This is a genomic window from Streptosporangium sp. NPDC020145 (assembly GCF_040631275.1).
Classification (GTDB): Bacteria; Actinomycetota; Actinomycetes; order Streptosporangiales; family Streptosporangiaceae; genus Streptosporangium.
In genome coordinates this window covers 416,321-434,631 of sequence record NZ_JBEXZT010000003.1, presented here as the reverse complement: position 1 = coordinate 434,631, position 18,311 = coordinate 416,321, and the positions used below count along the sequence as shown (strand labels likewise).

The 18,311-nt window shown below is 70.5% G+C and carries 16 protein-coding genes; 9 read left to right on the top strand and 7 right to left on the bottom strand.

Annotation, left to right across the window (positions count from 1 at the left end; all coding sequences use genetic code 11):
- Positions 1-210 precede the first annotated feature (210 nt).
- Positions 211-618, top strand: coding sequence for a hypothetical protein (locus tag ABZ463_RS07540; RefSeq protein WP_362774067.1), 408 nt, complete (start codon positions 211-213; stop codon positions 616-618).
- On the opposite strand, the gene ABZ463_RS07535 is transcribed toward ABZ463_RS07540, so the two are convergent.
- The gene (locus ABZ463_RS07535; RefSeq protein ID WP_362774064.1) at positions 610-1,182 is read right to left on the bottom strand and encodes a MerR family transcriptional regulator; all 573 of its coding nucleotides are present in this window, start codon (positions 1,180-1,182) and stop codon (positions 610-612) included. The genes ABZ463_RS07540 and ABZ463_RS07535 overlap by 9 nt on opposite strands.
- Before the next feature lie 168 nt (positions 1,183-1,350).
- Here ABZ463_RS07535 and ABZ463_RS07530 point away from each other — a divergent pair, with 168 nt between their 5' ends.
- From ABZ463_RS07530 to ABZ463_RS07515, 4 genes are all read left to right on the top strand, one after another.
- Positions 1,351-2,268, top strand: coding sequence for an aldo/keto reductase (locus ABZ463_RS07530; RefSeq protein WP_352010317.1), 918 nt, complete (start codon positions 1,351-1,353; stop codon positions 2,266-2,268).
- Positions 2,269-2,761: 493 nt separating this feature from the next.
- A complete protein-coding gene (locus tag ABZ463_RS07525; RefSeq protein ID WP_352010318.1) occupies positions 2,762-3,418 on the top strand; it encodes a TetR/AcrR family transcriptional regulator in 657 nt (218 codons plus the stop codon).
- Positions 3,419-3,454: 36 nt separating this feature from the next.
- Positions 3,455-3,865: a MerR family transcriptional regulator gene (locus tag ABZ463_RS07520; RefSeq protein ID WP_352010319.1), complete on the top strand. Its 411-nt coding sequence runs from the start codon at positions 3,455-3,457 to the stop codon at positions 3,863-3,865.
- 85 nt (positions 3,866-3,950) lie between these two features.
- Entirely contained in the window at positions 3,951-5,468 is a 1,518-nt protein-coding gene (locus ABZ463_RS07515; RefSeq protein ID WP_362774058.1) for a penicillin-binding protein 2, read from the top strand.
- Here ABZ463_RS07515 and ABZ463_RS07510 read toward each other — a convergent pair.
- On the bottom strand, positions 5,456-7,444 hold the full coding sequence (locus tag ABZ463_RS07510) for an ABC transporter ATP-binding protein (RefSeq protein ID WP_352010321.1): 1,989 nt from the start codon (positions 7,442-7,444) through the stop codon (positions 5,456-5,458). The genes ABZ463_RS07515 and ABZ463_RS07510 overlap by 13 nt on opposite strands.
- Positions 7,445-7,665: 221 nt before the next feature.
- Between ABZ463_RS07510 and ABZ463_RS07505 the strand changes: the two genes are divergently transcribed.
- Together ABZ463_RS07505 and ABZ463_RS07500 are read left to right on the top strand one after the other, a co-directional pair.
- Positions 7,666-10,146 (top strand): tetratricopeptide repeat protein, encoded by a 2,481-nt coding sequence (locus tag ABZ463_RS07505; RefSeq protein ID WP_362774054.1) that lies wholly within the window; start codon positions 7,666-7,668, stop codon positions 10,144-10,146.
- Between the two features lie 649 nt (positions 10,147-10,795).
- A complete protein-coding gene (locus ABZ463_RS07500; RefSeq protein ID WP_352010323.1) occupies positions 10,796-11,572 on the top strand; it encodes an AMP-binding protein in 777 nt (258 codons plus the stop codon).
- Positions 11,573-11,896: 324 nt separating this feature from the next.
- On the opposite strand, the gene ABZ463_RS07495 is transcribed toward ABZ463_RS07500, so the two are convergent.
- Complete coding sequence (locus tag ABZ463_RS07495) at positions 11,897-12,877, bottom strand: winged helix-turn-helix domain-containing protein (RefSeq protein ID WP_362774051.1); 981 nt, start codon at positions 12,875-12,877, stop codon at positions 11,897-11,899.
- A gap of 65 nt (positions 12,878-12,942) precedes the next feature.
- Between ABZ463_RS07495 and ABZ463_RS07490 the strand changes: the two genes are divergently transcribed.
- The gene (locus ABZ463_RS07490; RefSeq protein WP_362774048.1) at positions 12,943-14,145 is read left to right on the top strand and encodes an MFS transporter; all 1,203 of its coding nucleotides are present in this window, start codon (positions 12,943-12,945) and stop codon (positions 14,143-14,145) included.
- A 5-nt stretch (positions 14,146-14,150) separates the two neighbouring features.
- On the opposite strand, the gene ABZ463_RS07485 is transcribed toward ABZ463_RS07490, so the two are convergent.
- The 3 genes from ABZ463_RS07485 to pcaB form a co-directional block, all read right to left on the bottom strand.
- On the bottom strand, positions 14,151-14,711 hold the full coding sequence (locus tag ABZ463_RS07485) for an RICIN domain-containing protein (RefSeq protein WP_352010326.1): 561 nt from the start codon (positions 14,709-14,711) through the stop codon (positions 14,151-14,153).
- A gap of 135 nt (positions 14,712-14,846) precedes the next feature.
- Positions 14,847-15,809, bottom strand: a complete 963-nt coding sequence (locus ABZ463_RS07480; protein WP_362774295.1) for a LacI family DNA-binding transcriptional regulator — start codon at positions 15,807-15,809, stop codon at positions 14,847-14,849.
- A gap of 141 nt (positions 15,810-15,950) precedes the next feature.
- Positions 15,951-17,300, bottom strand: a complete 1,350-nt coding sequence (pcaB, locus tag ABZ463_RS07475) for a 3-carboxy-cis,cis-muconate cycloisomerase (protein WP_362774045.1) — start codon at positions 17,298-17,300, stop codon at positions 15,951-15,953.
- Positions 17,301-17,443: 143 nt separating this feature from the next.
- Here pcaB and ABZ463_RS07470 point away from each other — a divergent pair, with 143 nt between their 5' ends.
- On the top strand, positions 17,444-17,566 hold the full coding sequence (locus ABZ463_RS07470; protein ID WP_362774042.1) for a hypothetical protein: 123 nt from the start codon (positions 17,444-17,446) through the stop codon (positions 17,564-17,566).
- Here ABZ463_RS07470 and ABZ463_RS07465 read toward each other — a convergent pair.
- The gene (locus tag ABZ463_RS07465) at positions 17,558-18,265 is read right to left on the bottom strand and encodes a haloacid dehalogenase-like hydrolase (protein ID WP_362774039.1); all 708 of its coding nucleotides are present in this window, start codon (positions 18,263-18,265) and stop codon (positions 17,558-17,560) included. The genes ABZ463_RS07470 and ABZ463_RS07465 overlap by 9 nt on opposite strands.
- Positions 18,266-18,311: the final 46 nt, after the last annotated feature.

The following is an 18,311-nucleotide window of genomic DNA, read 5'->3' as shown; positions in this document are numbered from 1 at the left end:
CATCCTAGTCTTCTGATCGAGCCATCGGCGCTGAAATACCTGAACACGGCGACTGTATTCGAGACATCCGGCCCTGTCTTCCTGTTGTTCATGTGGCGCCCGGGGTTTCGTGAAATGGATTAGGCTCGTTCCGATGGGTGCCTGCCTCGGATGCATTTTTCTGTTTCCGAAGTCATCGGGGTTGCCAGCGGTTTCTTGCGCGGAGGCGTCGTGGTCGACGAGGGTTCCGCTCGCGGTGTTTCGGATGAGTCCGGGTTGGGAGGTCTGCTGGTCCTCTGGGTTTTCTCGTTCGGCGCCGTGAAGTTCCGTCACGGGTCTCCCGTGCTGGTGGCGGCCCTGCTCGTCTGCGTCGCGGCCAGCGTTTTCTACTACCTGTTCTGGCTGTACAGGAGGTGGCGTTTCGGCGGGTTCTCCGACCGCGAGAAGGAAGCCGAGGGCCGGAAGTCTTCCTCGGACTCGTGGGGTCCTAAAATCCTGATACTGGGCTTCCTGCTGAACCTACTGAACGAATACCACGAGGACATCTGGACCTTCCTGGTCGGCTCCCTGCTTCTGCTACCACTCGCGTCCATCCTGCTGAGAAAGGCGTTCACGGCTTTGCGGCACAGATCAGGATGATGACGTCCGGAAATTCTCCGTGGCGGTCAGGAGGTTGGTGAGGGAACTCCTGGACCGCTGGAGGGTGGTTATCTGGGTCTCGATCTCTTCGAGGTGGGTCCGGAGGTAGTTCTGCACGCAGGGGTGGATGTCGGGGCCCGGACCTTCGATGCAGGGCAGGATGTCGCGGATGGTCCTGGTGGGCAGGCCGGCTGCCAGCAGGACACGGATGTGGCCGACGACGGTGGGAGCCTCGGCGGTGTAGTGGCGGTGGCCGCTCGCGCTGCGGTGTGAGGTGAGCAGGCCCTGCTCCTCGTAGTAGCGCAGCAGCCTGACGCTCACGCCGGTCTCGCGGGCCAGTTCGCCGATCTTCATCCCACGCTCGGAGGACGTCTTCGCGGGAGAGGCGGAGCCGGGGGAGGCCGTACGGGGCGGGAGAGCGGAGGCGTCCGCACGGGACACGACCGGAGGCGGTGCGGCCTCCGAGGACGACGCGGTCGAGGAGACGGTCCTGCGGGTGGAGGGCCTGAGGGCGGTCCCACGCTTCTGAGGGGTGGGGGTTCGGCCCAGGGTGCCGGTCTGCACGGAGGTCACCTCACACGAGCGTTACGCGAGCGTCGATCAATCCAGAAGGACATCCCATATAAGGCACAAAGTAAGTGATCTCATCCGGAAGCGCCGCAAACCAGCATTGGTGATCTGCCTCACACCGGCTTGAATCTCACATCGATGTGAGCTCCTAGCGTTGCCGGCATGACGAACAACGCGAACACCACGGCAGTGACCACCACCTTCACCCTGGGCGGCGATCTGGAGGTGCGGCGGATCGGGTACGGCGCCATGCGGCTGGCCGACGGGCCGGACAAGCCCGCCGAGGCCTGGGCCGCGCCCATCTGGACGGCTCCCGCCGACCGCGCCGCCGCGCTGGCCGTACTGCGCAGGGCGGTCGAGCTGGGGGTCGGGATCGTCGACACCGCCGACGCCTACGCGCTGGGGGCCAACGAGGAACTCGTCGCCGAGGCCCTGCACCCCTACTCGGGAGAGGTGGCGATCGCCACCAAGATCGGTGTCGTACGGCCGAGCCCCGCCGAGTGGATTCCGCTGGGCAACCCCGCCTACCTGAGGCAGCAGGCCGAGCTGAGCCTGCGACGGCTCCGGGTCGAGCGCATCGACCTGCTCCAACTGCACCGGATCGACCCCAACGTGCCGCTGGCCGACCAGATCGGTGCGCTGAGGCAGTTGCGTGAGGAGGGCAAGGTCCGGCACATCGGACTGTCGGAGGTGACGGTCGAGCAGCTCAGGGAGGCCTCGGAGATCACACCGATCGCCGCCGTGCAGAACATGTACAACCTCGTCACCCGTCAGCACGACGAGGTCGTCGACTACGCGGCCGAGCACGGCATCGCGTTCCTGCCGTTCTTCCCGATCGCGATGGGCGGGCACGCGGGCCAGGACAGCCCGGTGGCGGCCGTGGCGCGCGAGGTCGGCGCGACCTCCTCGCAGACCGCGCTGGCCTGGTTGCTGCACCGCTCCCCGACGGTCATCCCGATCCCCGGCACGACCTCGGTCGGGCACCTGGAGGAGAACGTCGCCGCGCTGGAGGTCTCGCTGTCGCGGGAGCAGTTCGAGCGGCTGTCGGCGGCAGGCCTTGAGGCCGGGCAGGAGGGGTGACGGCGACGGACGGGATCAGGCGGCGATCCCCTCGGGACGAGGCCAAGACCGCCGCGAAGTCGCCGAGGAAGAGCCGGACACGTCGGAGAGTCCAAGGGCGGAGGCATCGGACACCCGGAGACGTCCGGGAAACCGAACACGCCGAAGGGCTCGGCATCCGGAAAAGCCCGGGAAACCGGGTCGCCCGGAGCTCGGCGGGAACCGGCGGTGGCTCCGCTTTTCTGAGAGTTTTTCGCAAAACGGGATTTCGCATTCCGCGATGCGGTTCCCATGCCGGTGGGGATCGGTATTGGGAGGCGTTTCCCGGTGGGAAAGTCGGGATGGGTGAGGTGGTCCGCCGGGTGAATCCCGTGGCCGCCGAAGGTCACCGTGCGTGACGATCGAGGGTCCGGCGGGAGGCGGTCGCCGTACCCCGGGGAACGTTCACTTCTCGATCGACATCAGGTAAAGATCATGACAATCACTGTCGGTTGTCATGAGGGATGATAGAGCGATGACGAACGTTTCCGGGGAGACCCTCCGCCGTCGTCCCGCCCAGCGCCGAAGCCTCGAACGTGTCGAGCGCATGCTGGACGAGTGCGCACGGCTCCTCGACGAGGTGGGGTACGACGCCCTGACCACCAAGGAGGTCGCGCGCAGGGCCGAGGTGCCGATCGGCACGTTCTACCAGTTCTTTCCCGACAAACAGGGACTGGCGCGCGCGCTCGCGCTGCGCAACCTCGACGCCTTCCTCGGCCGCGTCACGGCCAGGCTCACCGAGGTACGGCTGTCCGACTGGACCGAGATGGTGGATCTCGCGATCGACGAGTTCGTCGCGATGAAGCGCACGACGCCCGGGTTCGCGGTCGTCGACTTCGGCGAGGTGCTGCTCACTCCGGGGGGCCCGGCGCTTGAGGGGACCGAGCGCACGCTCGACACGGCGCTGAGGAACAACGTCGTCGTCGCCGACCGGCTCAAGGCGATCATCATCGACCTGCTCGGCGTTCCCGGTGGCCGAGGGCTGGACAGGGCGCTGATCGTCGCGGTCGAGGCGGCCGACGCCGTGCTCAAGCTCGCCTTCCGCGCCCAGCCCGGTGGCGACCCCGAGCTGATCGGCGAGTGCAAGCGGCTGGTGCGCCGCTATCTGTCGGCCCATCTGCCGGACGACTGAACGGCCCGGCTTGACCTGGAGCGCACTCCAGGTGGGATGCTGCCGGACGTGAGTGTCTACACGCCGGGACAGGTGGTCGAGGAGACCGGTTTCAGCCTCGACACCCTGCGCTACTACGAACGGATCGGCCTGCTGGGAAGGGTCGGCCGCAACGCGGCCGGGCAGCGGAGGTTCACCCAGGACGATGTCGGCTGGCTCGGCACGCTCCGGTGCCTGCGGGACACCGGTATGCCCATCGCCGAGATGCTCCGCTTCGCGGAACTGGTCAGGGCGGGAGACCACACCATTCCCGACCGGGTCGCGCTGCTCGAAGCCCACGACAGGCGGGTCGAGGAGCAGGTGGCCAACCTGCGTGAGAAGCAGCGGGCGGTCCAGGCGAAGATCGGCTACTACCGTGACGTGGCCGACCTGCCGCCCGCCTGCGAGCCGCTCGTCTCCAGGGCCTGACGAAGCCGTACAGCGGCTTTGCTCCGCTCCTGCCCCTTCTTTCCGCTTCGCCTGTTAAACCGGAAGCGGGACCGGGGGAGGGGCGATGGCCGCACCGCGCGCGCGCCGGATCAACATTCCGCTCCGGCACGTCACCCTGACGTGCGGAGCCATGATGTTCGCGCTGCTGGCCAACGTGACCTATCTCCAGGCCTTCCGGAGCGACAGACTCTCTGAGGACCCCCGCAACCCCCGCGTGGTGATCACGCGTCTCGACGGGCTCCGGGGAGACATCCTGCTGCGCGACGGCACCGTCGTGGCGACCAGCGTCGAGAACGAGACCGCGGGACACAGGTACCGGCGCCTCTACCCGGGCGGGCCGCCGTACGCGCCGGTCACCGGGCATCTGTCGATCTACGGCGCCACCGGGCTCGAACGCGCGCAGGACGCCGTGCTGTCCGGCACCGACCCGCGGGTCAAGCTGCGCGCGCTGCTGGACGGCACGCGGGCGGGGGCGACGATCAGGCTCACCATCGACCCCGCGGCGCAGCGGGCGGCCTACGAGGGGCTGCGCGCGACGGGACGGCCCGGGGCGGTCGTCGCCATCGAACCGGGGACCGGCGCGATCCTGGCCATGGCCTCCTACCCCTCCTACGACCCGAACCTCTACACCGACCCCGACGCCGTGGGACTGGAGCGGGCGGACAGGCGGCTGCGGGACGACCCTCGCGAACCCCTGCTGAACCGGGCGATCCGGCGCGGCTACCCGCCCGGCTCGACCTTCAAGATCGTCACCAGTGCCGCCGCGCTCGGCTCGGGGAGATACCGCCCGACGACCGGCCTGCGCGCGCCGGCCGTCCTGCGCCTGCCGGGGACGGCCTCCTACCTGCGCAACGCGGGCGGTGCTCCGTGCGGGAACGGCAGGGCACCGCTGGCCTACGCCTTCCAGCTCTCCTGCAACACCCCGTTCGCGAACCTGGGCATGGCCCTGGGGCAGGAGACACTGCGTGATCAGGCCCGGGCGTTCGGTTTCGACGCCGACGACCTGACCGTCCCCATGCCGGTCGCGCGGAGCGTCTACCCGCAGGACATGGACCGGGCGCAGACCGCCATGTCCGCGCTCGGTCAGTTCGACACCAGGGCGACTCCCCTCATGATCGCCATGATGTCGGCGGCGGTCGCGAACGACGGCTCGCTGATGCGTCCCTACCTGGTCGAGGAGATCCGGCTCGCGGACGGCGCGCTGGTCGACGGGGCGGCCCCCTCGCCGTACCGCAGGACGCTGGACGCCGAGGAGGCCAACCGGCTCACCGCGATGATGGTCACGGTCACCAGGCCCGGCGGCACCGGGGAGGCCGCCGCCATCCCCGGCGTCGAGGTGGCCGCGAAGACCGGCACCGCGGAGAACGGGGTCCCGGGAGGGGACCACGCCGTCTTCACCGGATTCGCCCCGGCCACCGCGCCCAGGGTCGCGGTCGGCGTCCTCGTCGAGCACGGCGGCTCGGGCGGCGAGGTCGCGGCCCCCATCGCCAGAGCCGTCATGCGGGCCGTACTCGCGCCCTCCTTCCCTGGGGAGGAACCGCGGGAGGTCGGGGAGGAACCGCGGGAGGTTCAGGCCGAGTAGGCCTCGGCCTGCAGGCCGTACAGATCGGCGTAGAGACCGCCGAGGGCCATCAGCTTGCCGTGGGTGCCCTGCTCGACGACCCGGCCGTGGTCCAGGACGTAGATCCGGTCGGCGTAGCGGACACTGGCCAGCCTGTGGGTGATCAGCAGCACCGTACGGCCGTCGGCGTGCCGCCTGACCTGTTCGAAGAGGGCGTGCTCGGCACGGGCGTCGAGGGCGGCGGTCGGCTCGTCGCAGATCAGCAGCGGGGCGTCCCGGTGGAAGCCGCGGGCGATGGCGATCCGCTGCCACTGCCCGCCGGACAGCTCCTGACCGTCCTTGAACCTCCTGTCGAGCAGCGTGTCGTAGCCGTGCCGCAGCTCGGCCACGACCTGGTCGGCCCCGGCGACCTTCGCCGCGGCGGCCAGCGTCTCCTCGCCCCTGTCGGTCCCCATGCCGATGTTGTGCCTGGCGGTCAGCGGCCAGCGGGTGTGGTCCTGGGCGATGACGGCGATGTTGCGCCTGAGCCCGTCCTGGTCCACTCCCGCCAGGTCGGTCTCGTCCCACAGCACACGCCCGCCGTCGGGCTCGTAGAGACCGGCCAGGAGCTTGGCCAGCGTGGTCTTGCCCGAGCCGTTCTCACCGACCAGGGCGATCACCTCGCCCTGGTCGATGTGCACGGAGACCCCGCGCAGCGCGGGCGTCTCGGCGCCGGGGTAGGTGAACACGACGTCCTCGGCGGTGATCCGCTCGAACGTCTCCGGCGCCGCGTCAGGCCGTGCCGGGCCGACACGCCTTTCCGCCTCGGCGCAGAAGTCGAGGAAGTCGGTGAAGTACAGCCCCTCCTCGTAGAGCCGGTTGGTGGCGAACATCAGGTTCGACAGATAGGTCTGCCCCGACCGGATCGCCAGTACGGCGGTGCCCGCCACGGCCAGCGCCACCGCGCCCGAGGCCAGCAGCAGCCCGAGGGCCACGTAGACCAGGGCCGCCCCGAGCCCGCCGAGGGCCTCGCCGACCACCTTGGCGAAGGTCTGCCGCCGGGCGAGGTCGAGCCTGACGTCCTGCTCGGCGGTGGCGACCGCGTCGTACATCCGCAGCAGGAAGTCCCGCATCGTGAAGGAGCGCACCTCGGCGGCGGCCGCACGCTCGGCCAGCAGCTCCGAGATGATCCACTTGCGTCGGGAGACGGGAATGATCGCGTACATCGTGGTGTAGCGCATGCGCGCGGTGCGCACCGCGGCCCAGGCGTCCGGCAGCACCGCGAGCACCAGCAGCGGCAGGAGGACCGGATGGAGCACCCCGAGCACCCCGGCCGCGGAGACGATCCCGATGAAGGCGGTCAGTACGTTGATGGTCGTGCTGACGATCGTCCCCGCCGTCGTCACGCCGCGTGAGGAGGCGCGCTGGAGCGAGTCGTGGAAGTCCGAGTCGTCGAACGCGGCCAGGCTCACCTGGCCGGTCAGCCCGTAGAGCCGTTCCTCGGCGACCCGGCTCACCTGCGGGTCGAGCCGGGACTGCGCCCATCCGGAGCCCGCCTGCATCAGGGTGCGCAGGATGCCCGCGACGCCGACCAGGACGAGGCTGGGCAGGGCGGCGACGACCCGCTCCGGGGTCGGGCCCGCCTCGAACAGGGCGGAGAGCACCCCGGTCGTGGCCAGCAGCCCGAACGCGGTGAACGCGCCGCCGAGCAGGCTCAGCCCGATCGTGACGACGATGTCGCGGGGACTGGCCAGCCAGCCGAGCCGTACGGCCTGCGCGACGAGGGCGGGCAGCCGCCTGGAGAGGGCCAGGAAGCCGACGTCGGTCATCGTGTCGGCGTGGGCGTACCAGTCGGAGAGGTTGAGCTCGCCGAGCACCGGCGTGGCCGTCCTGCCAGGACCGGACGCCGCGTCAGGTTCGGGGGCGGGGCCGGGGGCGGGCGGAACGGGCAGGGAGTCGGGGGCGAGCCGAGGAGAGGGGGGAGAGGCTGGATCGTGGTCCGAGGGAGTGTCCGGCATGCCTGCAGTGTGAATCGCCCGACCGTCGATCCGCCATCCGCTGACCGGTCACGGTCAGTAGTGGCGATACGGCGGGCGGGCCCGATGGTGAATTCATTACGGTGTCCCAATAGGGAGAGTCAGGAAATCCGAGCATCTGAAATGGTGCTAAGCCTGGGCACGACACGGTAATTAGTGTCACACTTTCTGTGACTGCTGCCCCGCGATCTCGTTAAGGGCCGATGACACAGGACACCGCGCACATTTCTCCGACCGGCGGGAACCTCCCCCTGGAGCCCAACGACTTCGTCGGGCGTCAGGTCGACGCCGAGGAACTCGTCGAGCTGCTGGGTGTCGCCCGCCTGGTGACCCTGTGCGGGGCGGGAGGCATCGGCAAGAGCAGGCTGGCGATCAACGTCGCGGGCCGGTTGGCCGCGGGGTTCCCCGGCGGGGTGTGGCTGGTCGAGCTGGCCGAGGCGGCCGGCGACGAGTTGATCGCTCCCCGGGTCGCCTCCGTGCTCGGCATCAAGGCCGAGCCGTCCCGCTCGCTCTCCGAGACGTTGTTCGACGCGCTCGCCGACCGGCAGATGCTGCTGGTGATCGACAACTGTGAGTCGCTCATCGACGAGTGCGCCCGTTTCTGCAGGACGTTGCTCACGATCTGTCCCGAGGTGCGGGTGCTCACCACCAGCCGGGAGCCGCTCCGGGTCGCGGGGGAGACCGTGTGGCGGGTGCCGCCGCTCACGCTGCCGGAGGCGGACGGCCACGAGTACGCCATGGACAGCGAGGCCGTGCAGCTCTTCGTCAGGAGGGCCAGAGCCGCCGTGCGCGGATTCACCCTCGACGCGGGCAACGCCGACGAGATCGCCAGCCTGTGCGGGGCGCTCGACGGGATGCCGCTCGCCATCGAGCTGGCCGCCGCGCTGTGCCGGGTGCTGACGGTCGAGCAGATCCACGCCAGGCTCAGGGACAGGTTCCGGCTGCTCTCCGAGGGAGACCGTACGGCTCCCGCCAGGCACCAGACGCTCAGGGCCACCGTCGACTGGAGCTACCAGCAGCTCAAGGAGCCGGAACGGATCCTGCTGCGGCGCCTGGCCGTGTTCACCGGCGGATGGACGCTGGAGATGGCCGAGAAGGTCTGCGACGGTGACGGTCTGTGGGCCGAGGACGTCCTGAGCGTCCTGTGCGGCCTGGTGGACAAGTCCCTGGTGCTGGCGGACGCCGAGGTCGCGGGCGAGACGCGCTACCGGATGCTGGAGACGATCCGCCAGTACGCCGCCGAACAGCTGGAGATCGCGGGCGAGGAGCACGAGCTGAGGCGGCGGCACCGTGACCACATGGCCGTGATCGCCGGCCGCGTGCACCAGCTGATCGTCAGGTCTCCCCGCCCGACCTGGACCGAGATCTGCCCGGTGCTGGTGCTGCTGGACGAACTGCAGAGCAACCTGTGGGCCGCGGTCCGCTGGTCTGCCGAGGTGGAGGAGCCGGAGAACGCGCTGCGGCTGCTGGTGCTGCTGCGCTGGCCCACCATCGCGGGCGGCCGGTTCACCCCCGCCGACGAGTGGCTTGAGCGCCTGCTGTCCGCCGACAAGGCCGCGGCGCTCCCTCCCAAGGTGCGCGGCGACGCCCTGGTCCTGCGCGGGCAGGTGGCCTTCGGGCAGGGCGACCCCGCCAAGGCGTACGAGGCCTGTTCCGAGGCGGCCGACCTGTGCCGGGCGACGGCGTTGCACGGGCCGCTCAGCGGGGCGCTGGCCATCCTGGCCTGGGTCGCCATCTACCAGCGGCGCCCCGACAAGGCCCGGCGCCTGCTGGATGAGGCCCTGGAGGCGGTGCGCAAGGTCGACGACCCCTGGCACGAGATGGTGATCCGCTCGATGGAGGGGACGTTCGCGCTGTCGGAGGGGCGGGCCAAGGAGTCGCAGCGCTCCTTCGAGGCCGCGCTGGCCATCGCCCGCGGTCTCGACAACCACTGGGCCACCCCGGTGGCGCTCATCGGCCTGGCCCAGGTCGCCTGGACGCGGGGCGACCTGCTGGAGGCCCGTACCCACTACGAACAGGCCCTCGACCAGCTCAAGGACATCACCGCCCACTGGCAGACCATCACCTGTCTGTCCGGCCTGGGGCGGATAGCCCTGGCCCAGGGAGATCTCACGACCGCCCGCGCCAGGCTGACCGAGAGCCTGCGCCTGTGTCGCAGGACCGGTCAGCGGCTCGGCGTCGCCCGGCGGATCGAGACGCTCGCCCAGCTCGCCCTCGCCGAGGAGGACGACCACCGGGCGGTGCGCCTGGCGGGGGCCTCCGCCGCGATCAGGAACGCGATGAGCGGCAGTGCCATGCCGTCCGGGTTCGGCGCGCGGATGGAGGAGCTGCTCCAGCCGGCCCGTGCGCGTCTCGGTGACACGCTGGTCGCCCAGCTGTGGGCGCTCGGCAAGGAGATGACCCAGGAGCAGGCGGTCCGCTACGCCCTGGAGGGTGAGGACCGGGCCGAGACGCCGCTGCCGACGGGAAGGATGCCGGTGGCCGCCCCGCTGACCACGCTCACCGGGCGTGAGTGGGAGATCGCCGAGCTGATCGCCAGGGGGCTGAGCAACAAGGCCATCGCCGACGAACTGGTGATAAGCCCCGCGACCGCGGCCAGGCATGTGGCCAACATCCTGGCCAAACTCGGCTTCTCCTCCCGCACCCAGGTCGCCACATGGGTCGTGGAGCACAATCGCGTCTGAGGGTGACGTTCCGCCTACACACAGGAACTACACATCGACGGCCACGTAGATACACCTCGGGATACGCACTCCGGCGCATGCGGAGAAGCAGCAGGTAGCCGTACGTTTTCCTCGTGTTCGACCGATGACGCCCCGCCTTCCGCGCCACACCCGCCACAGCGGTCAGGTACGGCAGGCCCACACCATCCCAGGCGTCTCGGTCGGGCACATCGCGAACGTCGCGTGTCCCTCTCGACGGTCGAGGTCTCCTCGGAGGGGTGGGGACCGAAGGCCACGGGACATGCGGCAGCGGGTCCGAGCCGCGCAGGGCTCGGACCCGCACGCGTGAAGGGCCCCACGTCGAAGGGCCCGTCGGTGTGAGAGGCCCGCGCGTGAAGACTCCCGCGCCTGTGAGAGGCCCGATGTCTTCCTCTGCGATTTCCCACCGGTCGGCGGCCGGTTCGAATTCCCCGTCAGCGCCGCAGAAGGCGCCGCGAATCACGGAACCCATCCCGGATCGGCGATGTTTCCGCAGGCCACCCGTCTTTCGGTGAATCACGGAAACGCCTGGTCGGGGAAAGGGGCATCGGACGTGGCCGGCCCGGATACACACTCATTTACATATATCTGTCGATGCAGGGCCGGAGCCGCCGCCCGTACGGTCGTCGGCATGAGACCGACCTCCTCGTCCATAAGGGGCACCGTTACCGAGGCGGTGTTCGGCTGCGCGCACGAGCGAGGTGACCGGCCCGCGTTGATCGATCTCGGTGCGGGGGTGGTCTACAGCCACCGCCGCCTGGCCGAGGAGGTGACGCGAGGAGCCTCGGGGCTGGTCAGGAGGGGCGCAAGGGGACGGCAGGTGGCCGGGATCCACGTGGACAACGTGGCCGCCCATGTCCTGGCGGTGCACACCGTCATCGCGGCGGGTCTCGTCGCGGCGCCCATCGCGTCCGGCAACGGACGGATGGGCGACCTGCTGATCCGCCTTGACGCCCGCTTCCTGATCACCACCCCGGGGTTGGCGGAGAGCTCGTTACAGGCGGCCGACGACTCCCGGGTGCGGCAGGTGATCGCGTTCGGTCAGGCGCGTGACACCGTCGACTTCGCCGACCTGCTGCTGCTCGCCCCGGCTCCGTTGCCGTCCCTCGATCCGTCCGTGCAGCCCGCGTTGCGGGTCGAGGACGGAAGCGTGCTCACCCATGAAGATCTGATCTGGCGGATGTGCGAGCTGGACAAGCTCGTCGCGCTGGAGAAGTCCGACGTCCTGCTGGTGACCTGGCCGCTGGTCTCGACCCTGGCTCTGGCGACCCTGATCGGGCTGGCGCTGATGCGCGGCTCCCTGGTCGTGGTCGCTCCGGGCCTGGCCGCGCAGGAGTTGTCGGCGACGATCCATGACTTCGGCGTCACCGTGCTGACGTTGCTCGACGGGACGGTCCAGCGTGTGTGACCGGGCCGTGCCGGCCGCCGCCGCTCCCGGGCGGCGGCTGCGGAGGGACGGGCACGTGTTGTTATCCGACTATGCCTTGACGTCTCGCGCTGACGGATGCGTTGATTGGTGTACAGCCTCTGACAACGTTGTCATCTTCTCCATGGGCCCTTCGGAGCCTCGACCCCGAAGGGGCGGCAAGACCATGTGACGACGGTTGGACGGCTGTGGCGGGCCCTGCCCACCTGACCTCCTACAGCGGGGGCGGACAGGGGGCACGACGGGGCCGCGGACAGGCCGAGGTCCTCCCCCGGTGGACGGGGCCGGGGAGGGTCGGCGGTCGGGTCACGGCAGGGGAGTCGAGGGGCTCACCAGCGAGTCGCCCAGGGCGGTGCGGTGATACAGCACTCCGCGCCCCGTGCGGTTGCCCGTCACCAGGCCCGCCCCACGCAGGGCGGCCAGGTGGCCGCCGACGGTGCCGAGGCTCAGGCCGAGCAGGCGGACGAGCTGGCTGGTCGTAGCGGGAACCGCCAGCTCAAGCAGGACCCGGGCCCTGGTCCTGCCGATCAGCGTGGCCAGGCCGTCCGGCGTCTCATGCGTGATCCCCGTGCCCCGCGCCGGATATCCGATCGCGTACGGCCAGGCCTGTTCGAGGTAGGAGCTGACCCCGGAAACGAAGGGGGACGGCACGAAAAGAAGCCCTCGCCCCTCAAGGGCCACCTCCTGCCCGCCCGGAGCGACCTCGATGACCCCCTCGGGGCGCCAGCGCACCCGGGGGTTGAGGTCGTCCAGTGCGGCCGCCCAGCCGTAGGTGGCCAGCCGGCCCGCCCGCTGGACCACGTCCCGTTCCAGGATCGCGTGGACGCGCGGCCAGATGGGGGAGACGATCCGGGCCCAGACCGCTTCGAGGGCGTCGGCGAACAGTTCGACGACATCCGGCGAGAACAACACGTCAAGGACGGCCTCCGGGGGCCGGGGCATGCCCTCCAGGTTCCTGGCGATCTCCTGGTGCGCCTGGGTGGCGGGCGTCGCCCGTACGGCGGAGAGCTCCGCCTCGAAGGAGGTGTTCACCCCGTCGGGCGGCGGCGCGGGGAAGTCGGCGTTGTAGTGCCGCTCGCGGAACAGCGAGACCATCGGGCCGAGTCCCGGCCGCTCCGCCAGCAGCCGGCCGTACGGCTCGCGCGCCTGGCGTATCCAGGAGAGCCACACCCCGGCCTCCCATTTGCCCGACAGCAGCCAGAGGGCCTGCTTGGTCACCATGAGCGGGGAGATCGCGAACCTGCTGGTCACGATGTCCTGCGGACTGACCTTGATGAGATATCCCATTCGGCACCTTTCGGGAATGGTCGAAAGGTTAGCCTGCCGCTCCGGTGTCTCCCAGCATCGTGCCCATGCTCTTCACGGGGAAAGACGGCGCGACCTATTCCGAGGTCTTCGCCAACGGGCAGTTCCGGGTGCTGTTCGGCAGTTTCACGTTCCTTGTCGTCGGAGACCAGGTCAAGATGCTCGCCTTGGCGGCGCTGGTCTACGCCAGGACCGGCTCGCCGGGTCTGTCGGCGATGGCCTACATGCTGGCCTTCCTGCCGTACGCGGTCGGCGGGACGTTCCTGCTCTCCCTCGCCGACCGGATACGGCCGCGCGCCCTGATGATCGTCGGGGAGCTGGTCCGGGTGGTGACATGCCTGCTGCTGGCCCTCACCGGGATGCCGGTCTGGATGATGCTGGTGCTCGTCCTGGTGACGGGCCTGTTCTCACCCGTCTTCGGGGCGGCCCGCAGTGCCCTGCTTCCCGAACTGCTGCCGGGGGACACGTTCGTGCTGGCCAGGTCCGTGCTGTCCATGACGTCCGCGGGGGCGCAGATCGCCGGGCTGGGGCTGGGCGGCGGTGTCCTGGCCGTCGCGGGGCCGGCGGGGGCGCTCACCGCGACCGCCGTACTGTCCGTGCTCTCCGCCCTGGTGCTGCGCGCCGGGCTGTCCGACCTGCCCGCCCGCGGTGTACAGCGGGGCGGCGCGGTCGCGGAGACGCTGCGGGTCAACCGGGACCTGCTCGCCGACCCCGGGGTGCGTGGGCTGCTGTTGGCCCAGTGGCTGCCCACCTCGTTCCTGTCCGGGGCGGAGGCGATGCTCGTCCCCTACCTGGGAGAGACGGCCGGGGTCGCGCTGGCCGCGGCGTGTGTCGGGCTGGCGGTCGGCAACCTCCTGATGGGGCGGTTCGCCGCGCCGTACACCCGGGAGCGGCTGGCGGCGCCGCTGGCGGTGCTGTCGGGGCTGCCGCTGCTCGCCTTCGCGCTCACGCCGGGACTCGCCGTCTCCGGGCTGGCGCTCCTGCTGGCCACCGCGGCGAGCGGCGCCTGTCAGCTCGGCCTGCAGCGCAGGTTCGTCGAGGCGGTTCCCGAACGGGTCAGGGGGCAGTCGTTCGGGCTGGCGGGGGCGGGCCTGATGACCGGTCAGGCGGTCGGCGCCGCCCTGGTGGGGGGAGTCTCCGAGGTCGTCGCGCCGAGCCTGGCGGTCGCCGGGGCGGGTGTCGCCGTGATCGTCTCCGCCCTCGTCCTCTGGAGGCACCTGCGGCCCGGGTCCGTGGCCGGGGCGTCGTGACCCGCTCAGGCGAGGCGCCACTCCTGGTTGGGCCGGCCGTAGACACAGGTCCACTGGTCGATGCCGGAACCGTCGTCGGTGCCCGCGTTCTCGACGTCCAGGCATTTGCCGCTGTGCCGGGCCACCAGGATGAAGTAGCCGCTGTCGCGCTGCAGGAGCTTCCACTCCTGGTTGGGCTGGTCGTCGAGGCAGGTCCACTGGTGGACGTTGGCGCCGTTCCTGGTGCTGACGCCCTCGACGTCCAGGCACTTGCCGCTGTGGGTCGCCCTCAGGGTGTAGTAGCCGTCGCTGGTGGCGACCAGGTTCCACTCCTGGTTGGGCTGGTCGTCGAGGCAGGTCCACTGGTGGAGGTCGGCGCCGTTCCTGGTGCTGACCCTCTCGACGTCCAGGCACTTGTCGCTGTGCCGGGCCACCAGGCTCGCCCTGAACCGGAACCCCGCCTTCGTTCCTGTTTCACCCGTTCTCGCCGCACCACCCGTCGCGACGGCCGTGGACGGGCCGAGAAGGGGGACGGTGATCAAGGCGGCCGCCAGGGCGACGGCACGACCTGCGCGGATGGGCCCCATCACGTCTCCCGGTGCTCTGAAAGATCGACCTGCACTTATTAGCACGGATGACGGAGCGTTTCGGTGAGTCACGTCGTGTGACGGCTCTGTGTCGTGTTCTCAGGCCGACATCCGGCCCAGAACACCCCCGCGGGGTCAGGGGGGAGGCAGTTCTCCCGACCCCCGGGGGATGAGCCTGGTCGGCAGCTCGACGTGCTCGGCGGGACCGGGGTCGCCCTGGATGCGGCGGAAGAGCAGTTCGGCCGCGGTCCTGCCGAGCCCGGCCGGGTCCTGGGCGACCACGCTCACCCCCGGCACCAGCAGGTCGGCCAGTTCGAAGTCGTCGAAGCCCACCATGGGCAACCGGTGCCCGGTGCGCAGCACGGCCAGCGTCACCCGGCCGTTGCCGGTGAACAGCGCCGTCGGCGGGGTCCGCTCCGAGAGCATCCTGGCCAGTGCCGCCCCCGCTCGCTCGGGGGGACCCGTCGCGATGAGGGAGTCGTCGGCGGGCAGACCGGCCTCGGCCAGGGCCCGCCGGTAACCGCGCAGGCGCTCCGCGGCGGTGAAGATGGACGCGCTGTCGCCGATGAAGGCGACGCGGCGGTGACCGTACCTGATCAGGTGGGTCACGCCGGAGCACGCGCCGCCCGCGTTGTCGCAGATGACGGTGTCGGCCTCCAGGCCTCCCGGCCGGTCGGCGAAGACGGCGGGCGTGCCCGCCTCCAACTCCGGCCTGAGGTACTCGTGGTCGGCCCCGGCGGGCACGATGATCAGTCCGTCGACCCGCCGGGAGCAGAAGGTGAGGACGAGCTCGCGCTCCCGCCGGGGGTCCTCCCCCGAGGAACCGCTGAGCAGCAGCGAGCCGTACCCGAGGGCGACGTCCTCGACCGCCCGGCTGACACCGGAGTAGAACGGGTCGGCCACGTCCTCGATCACCAGGCCGACACTCGACGTACGGCCGCCGCGCAGCCCTCTGGCGCTCTCGTCGCGACGGTAGCCCAGCCGTTCGATGGCCGAGCGCACCCGTTCGGCGGTCACCGCGTTGACCCCGCGTTCGCCGTTGACGACACGGGAGACGGTCTTGAGCGCCACCCCGGCGGACGCGGCGACGTCCTTCATGGTGGGACGGCCTCGGGAACCGCCCGTGGCGGGACGGCGATGGGGGCGGTCGGTCACGGCCCGATCATCGCCCAGACCCATTTTTTCGACAATGTCGTCCCGCAACGGACACCCCCGCCCCCTGTGTCTAGATTATGGCTGTTATGGCCTGTCCGTGTGGGCGCGTAGCGCCCGGTCGACGAACGCCTCGGCCGATCCGAGATAGCCGGTCGGGTCGAGGGCGGCGTCCACCTCGCCGGGGGTCAGGGCGATCTCCGGATCGGCCAGCAGCGTCTCGCGCAGCGTGCCGCCTCCGTCGGAGGCCCTGGCGCACGCGGCGTCGACCAGCGTTCTGGCCCTCGGGGTGCCGCCGAGCCTGACGACGACGTGCTCGGCCATCATCAGCCCCCGCGTCGCGCCCAGGTTGGCCCGCATCCGCCCGGCGTCCACGGTCATCCCCTCAAGCGCCTCACGCAGCCAGGCCGCGGCGCTCCCGGTCAGCCTGAGCAGGTCGCTCAGCGTCTCCCACTCGGCCTGCCACGGCCCGGCCGCCCGCTCGTGCTCGTGGAGCATGCCGCCGAGCGCGGTGGCGACCAGCCCGGGGACGCGTTGCGCGCAGGCCAGAACCGACATCGCGGCGACCGGGTTGCGCTTGTGCGGCATCGCGCTCGAACCGCCCCGGCCCGGCGACGACGGCTCGGCCGCCTCGGCGACCTCCGGCTGGGACAGTAGTTTCACATCGGTGGCGATCTTCCCCAGCGTCCCGGCCACGGTGCCGAGGGCGCAGGCCAGCCGGGCGATCGGGGTGCGGTCGGTGTGCCAGGGCAGGACCGGCTCGGCCAGCCCGAGCTCCGCCGCGAGGTACGGCAGCACCTCGTGACCGCGTCCACGCAGCACGGCCAGGGTTCCGGCGGCTCCGCCGTACTGGACGGGCAGGCGCAGGTCGGTCAGCGCGGCCAGGCCCTGGTTCAGCGCGTTCAGCCAGCCCGCCGCCTTCAGCCCGAAGGTGATCGGCACGGCGTGCTGCAGGATCGTGCGTCCGGCCATCACGGTGTCCCGGTGCTCGACGGCCAGCCGGGCGCACGCGCTCGCGCACGCCGACAGGTCGGCGGTGAGCGGTGCCAGGGCACGCGAGGCGACCAGCATCGAGGCCGTGTCGTTGATGTCCTGGCTGGTCGCGCCGTAGTGCACGAACCGCCGGACCTCCGGCTCGACCCGTTCGCGCAGGGCCGCGACCATGGGGATCACCGGATTCCCCGTCGGTACGGCCGCGCGGCCGAGCTCGGCCAGGTCGAACCGCTCGGGCTCGCAGGCCTCCCGTACGGCGGAGGCCGCCTCCCACGGCACCAGCCCCGCCTTCGCCTGCGCGGCGGCCAGCGCCGCCTCGACGTCCAGCATCGCGGCCAGCCACGCCGCGTCCGACACCTCGGGCGCCGCGCCGCCCCTGGAGAACATCCCCGAGAACAGTCCATGGCGCGCTGACGAGGTCATGGTCACCTCTAGAAATGTCATGGCGACAGCCTGTCACGCTCCGGAGGAGGCGTAGGGACAAATAGAAAAGACCTCTTTGACGGGGAAGTGCCTTCCTTCCCGGATGTCGGCACCCGGTGTGGTTTCGGGCTGTTGCTTTCGGGTGGTTCAGGAGGGATGTCGGCATGGATCGCTTGGAGATCCTCATCGGCAGGGCCGAGCGTCTCGACCATGTACTGATCCGGGTCCCCGGCCGGGCGTTCCTCGGTCACGACGTGGCGCGGGCCGCCCTGCTCGGGTCACGCTGAGGCGGTGCCGAGGATGGAGGCGATCACGGCCGGGGTGTCGGACAGGTCGGTGAGGACCAGTTCGGCTCCCACCTCGCGCAGCGCGGCCTCGTCGCTCGCCCCCGTGGCGACCGCAACGACCCTGGCGCCGCCGTGGTGCCCGGCCAGGACGTCGTGCGGGGTGTCGCCGACCAGGACGGTGCTGTGCTCGTCGAACCGCTCGCCGTACTTCTCGGCCGCCCGTAGTTGCGCGAGCCGTACCAGGGGCGGGCGGTCGCCGTGGTCGAGGCCGTAGGCGCCGACCTCGAAGTCCACGTACTCGTCCAGGGAGAACGCCGCGAGCTTGCTGACCGCGATGGGCCGCATGTTTCCGGTGAGCACCGACTGCACCACGTCGGTACGGCAGGCCAGGGCCTTGAGCGCCTCCCTGGCGCCGGGCAGGACACGGCCGTGTTCGCGGATCTCGTGGATGCGTGCGTCGAAGCCGGTGGCGAACTCGTGGCACAGGCGCTGGAGCAGCGGCTCCGACGTCTCGATGCCGTGTGTCAGCAGTGTCTCGGTGATGATGGCCCGGTCGGTCCTCCCGGCGAAGGAGGGCAGTCCGTGCGCGGCCAGGACCCGGCCCGTCACGGTGGTGAACGCGTTCTCGTAGATCGTTCTGGTCAACGGTCCGACGGCGAGCAGTGTGTGATCGATGTCCCACAGAACGAGAGTGCGCACGAATCACATCGTATGAGGTGCTATGCCCCATTGAAGAGAAGACCGT

What these genes read in the sequence shown, in the direction of transcription:
- ABZ463_RS07530 (WP_352010317.1), top strand. Translation starts at nt 1,351, where the DNA reads ATGACGAACAACGCGAACACCACGGCAGTGACCACCACCTTCACCCTG.
- ABZ463_RS07525 (WP_352010318.1), top strand. Translation starts at nt 2,762, where the DNA reads ATGACGAACGTTTCCGGGGAGACCCTCCGCCGTCGTCCCGCCCAGCGC.
- ABZ463_RS07520 (WP_352010319.1), top strand. Translation starts at nt 3,455, where the DNA reads ATGCTGCCGGACGTGAGTGTCTACACGCCGGGACAGGTGGTCGAGGAG.
- ABZ463_RS07515 (WP_362774058.1), top strand. Translation starts at nt 3,951, where the DNA reads ATGGCCGCACCGCGCGCGCGCCGGATCAACATTCCGCTCCGGCACGTC.
- ABZ463_RS07510 (WP_352010321.1), bottom strand. Translation starts at nt 7,444, where the DNA reads ATGCCGGACACTCCCTCGGACCACGATCCAGCCTCTCCCCCCTCTCCT.
- ABZ463_RS07505 (WP_362774054.1), top strand. Translation starts at nt 7,666, where the DNA reads ATGACACAGGACACCGCGCACATTTCTCCGACCGGCGGGAACCTCCCC.
- ABZ463_RS07500 (WP_352010323.1), top strand. Translation starts at nt 10,796, where the DNA reads ATGAGACCGACCTCCTCGTCCATAAGGGGCACCGTTACCGAGGCGGTG.
- ABZ463_RS07495 (WP_362774051.1), bottom strand. Translation starts at nt 12,877, where the DNA reads ATGGGATATCTCATCAAGGTCAGTCCGCAGGACATCGTGACCAGCAGG.
- ABZ463_RS07490 (WP_362774048.1), top strand. Translation starts at nt 12,943, where the DNA reads ATGCTCTTCACGGGGAAAGACGGCGCGACCTATTCCGAGGTCTTCGCC.
- ABZ463_RS07485 (WP_352010326.1), bottom strand. Translation starts at nt 14,711, where the DNA reads ATGGGGCCCATCCGCGCAGGTCGTGCCGTCGCCCTGGCGGCCGCCTTG.
- ABZ463_RS07480 (WP_362774295.1), bottom strand. Translation starts at nt 15,809, where the DNA reads ATGAAGGACGTCGCCGCGTCCGCCGGGGTGGCGCTCAAGACCGTCTCC.
- pcaB (WP_362774045.1), bottom strand. Translation starts at nt 17,300, where the DNA reads ATGACATTTCTAGAGGTGACCATGACCTCGTCAGCGCGCCATGGACTG.
- ABZ463_RS07470 (WP_362774042.1), top strand. Translation starts at nt 17,444, where the DNA reads ATGGATCGCTTGGAGATCCTCATCGGCAGGGCCGAGCGTCTCGACCAT.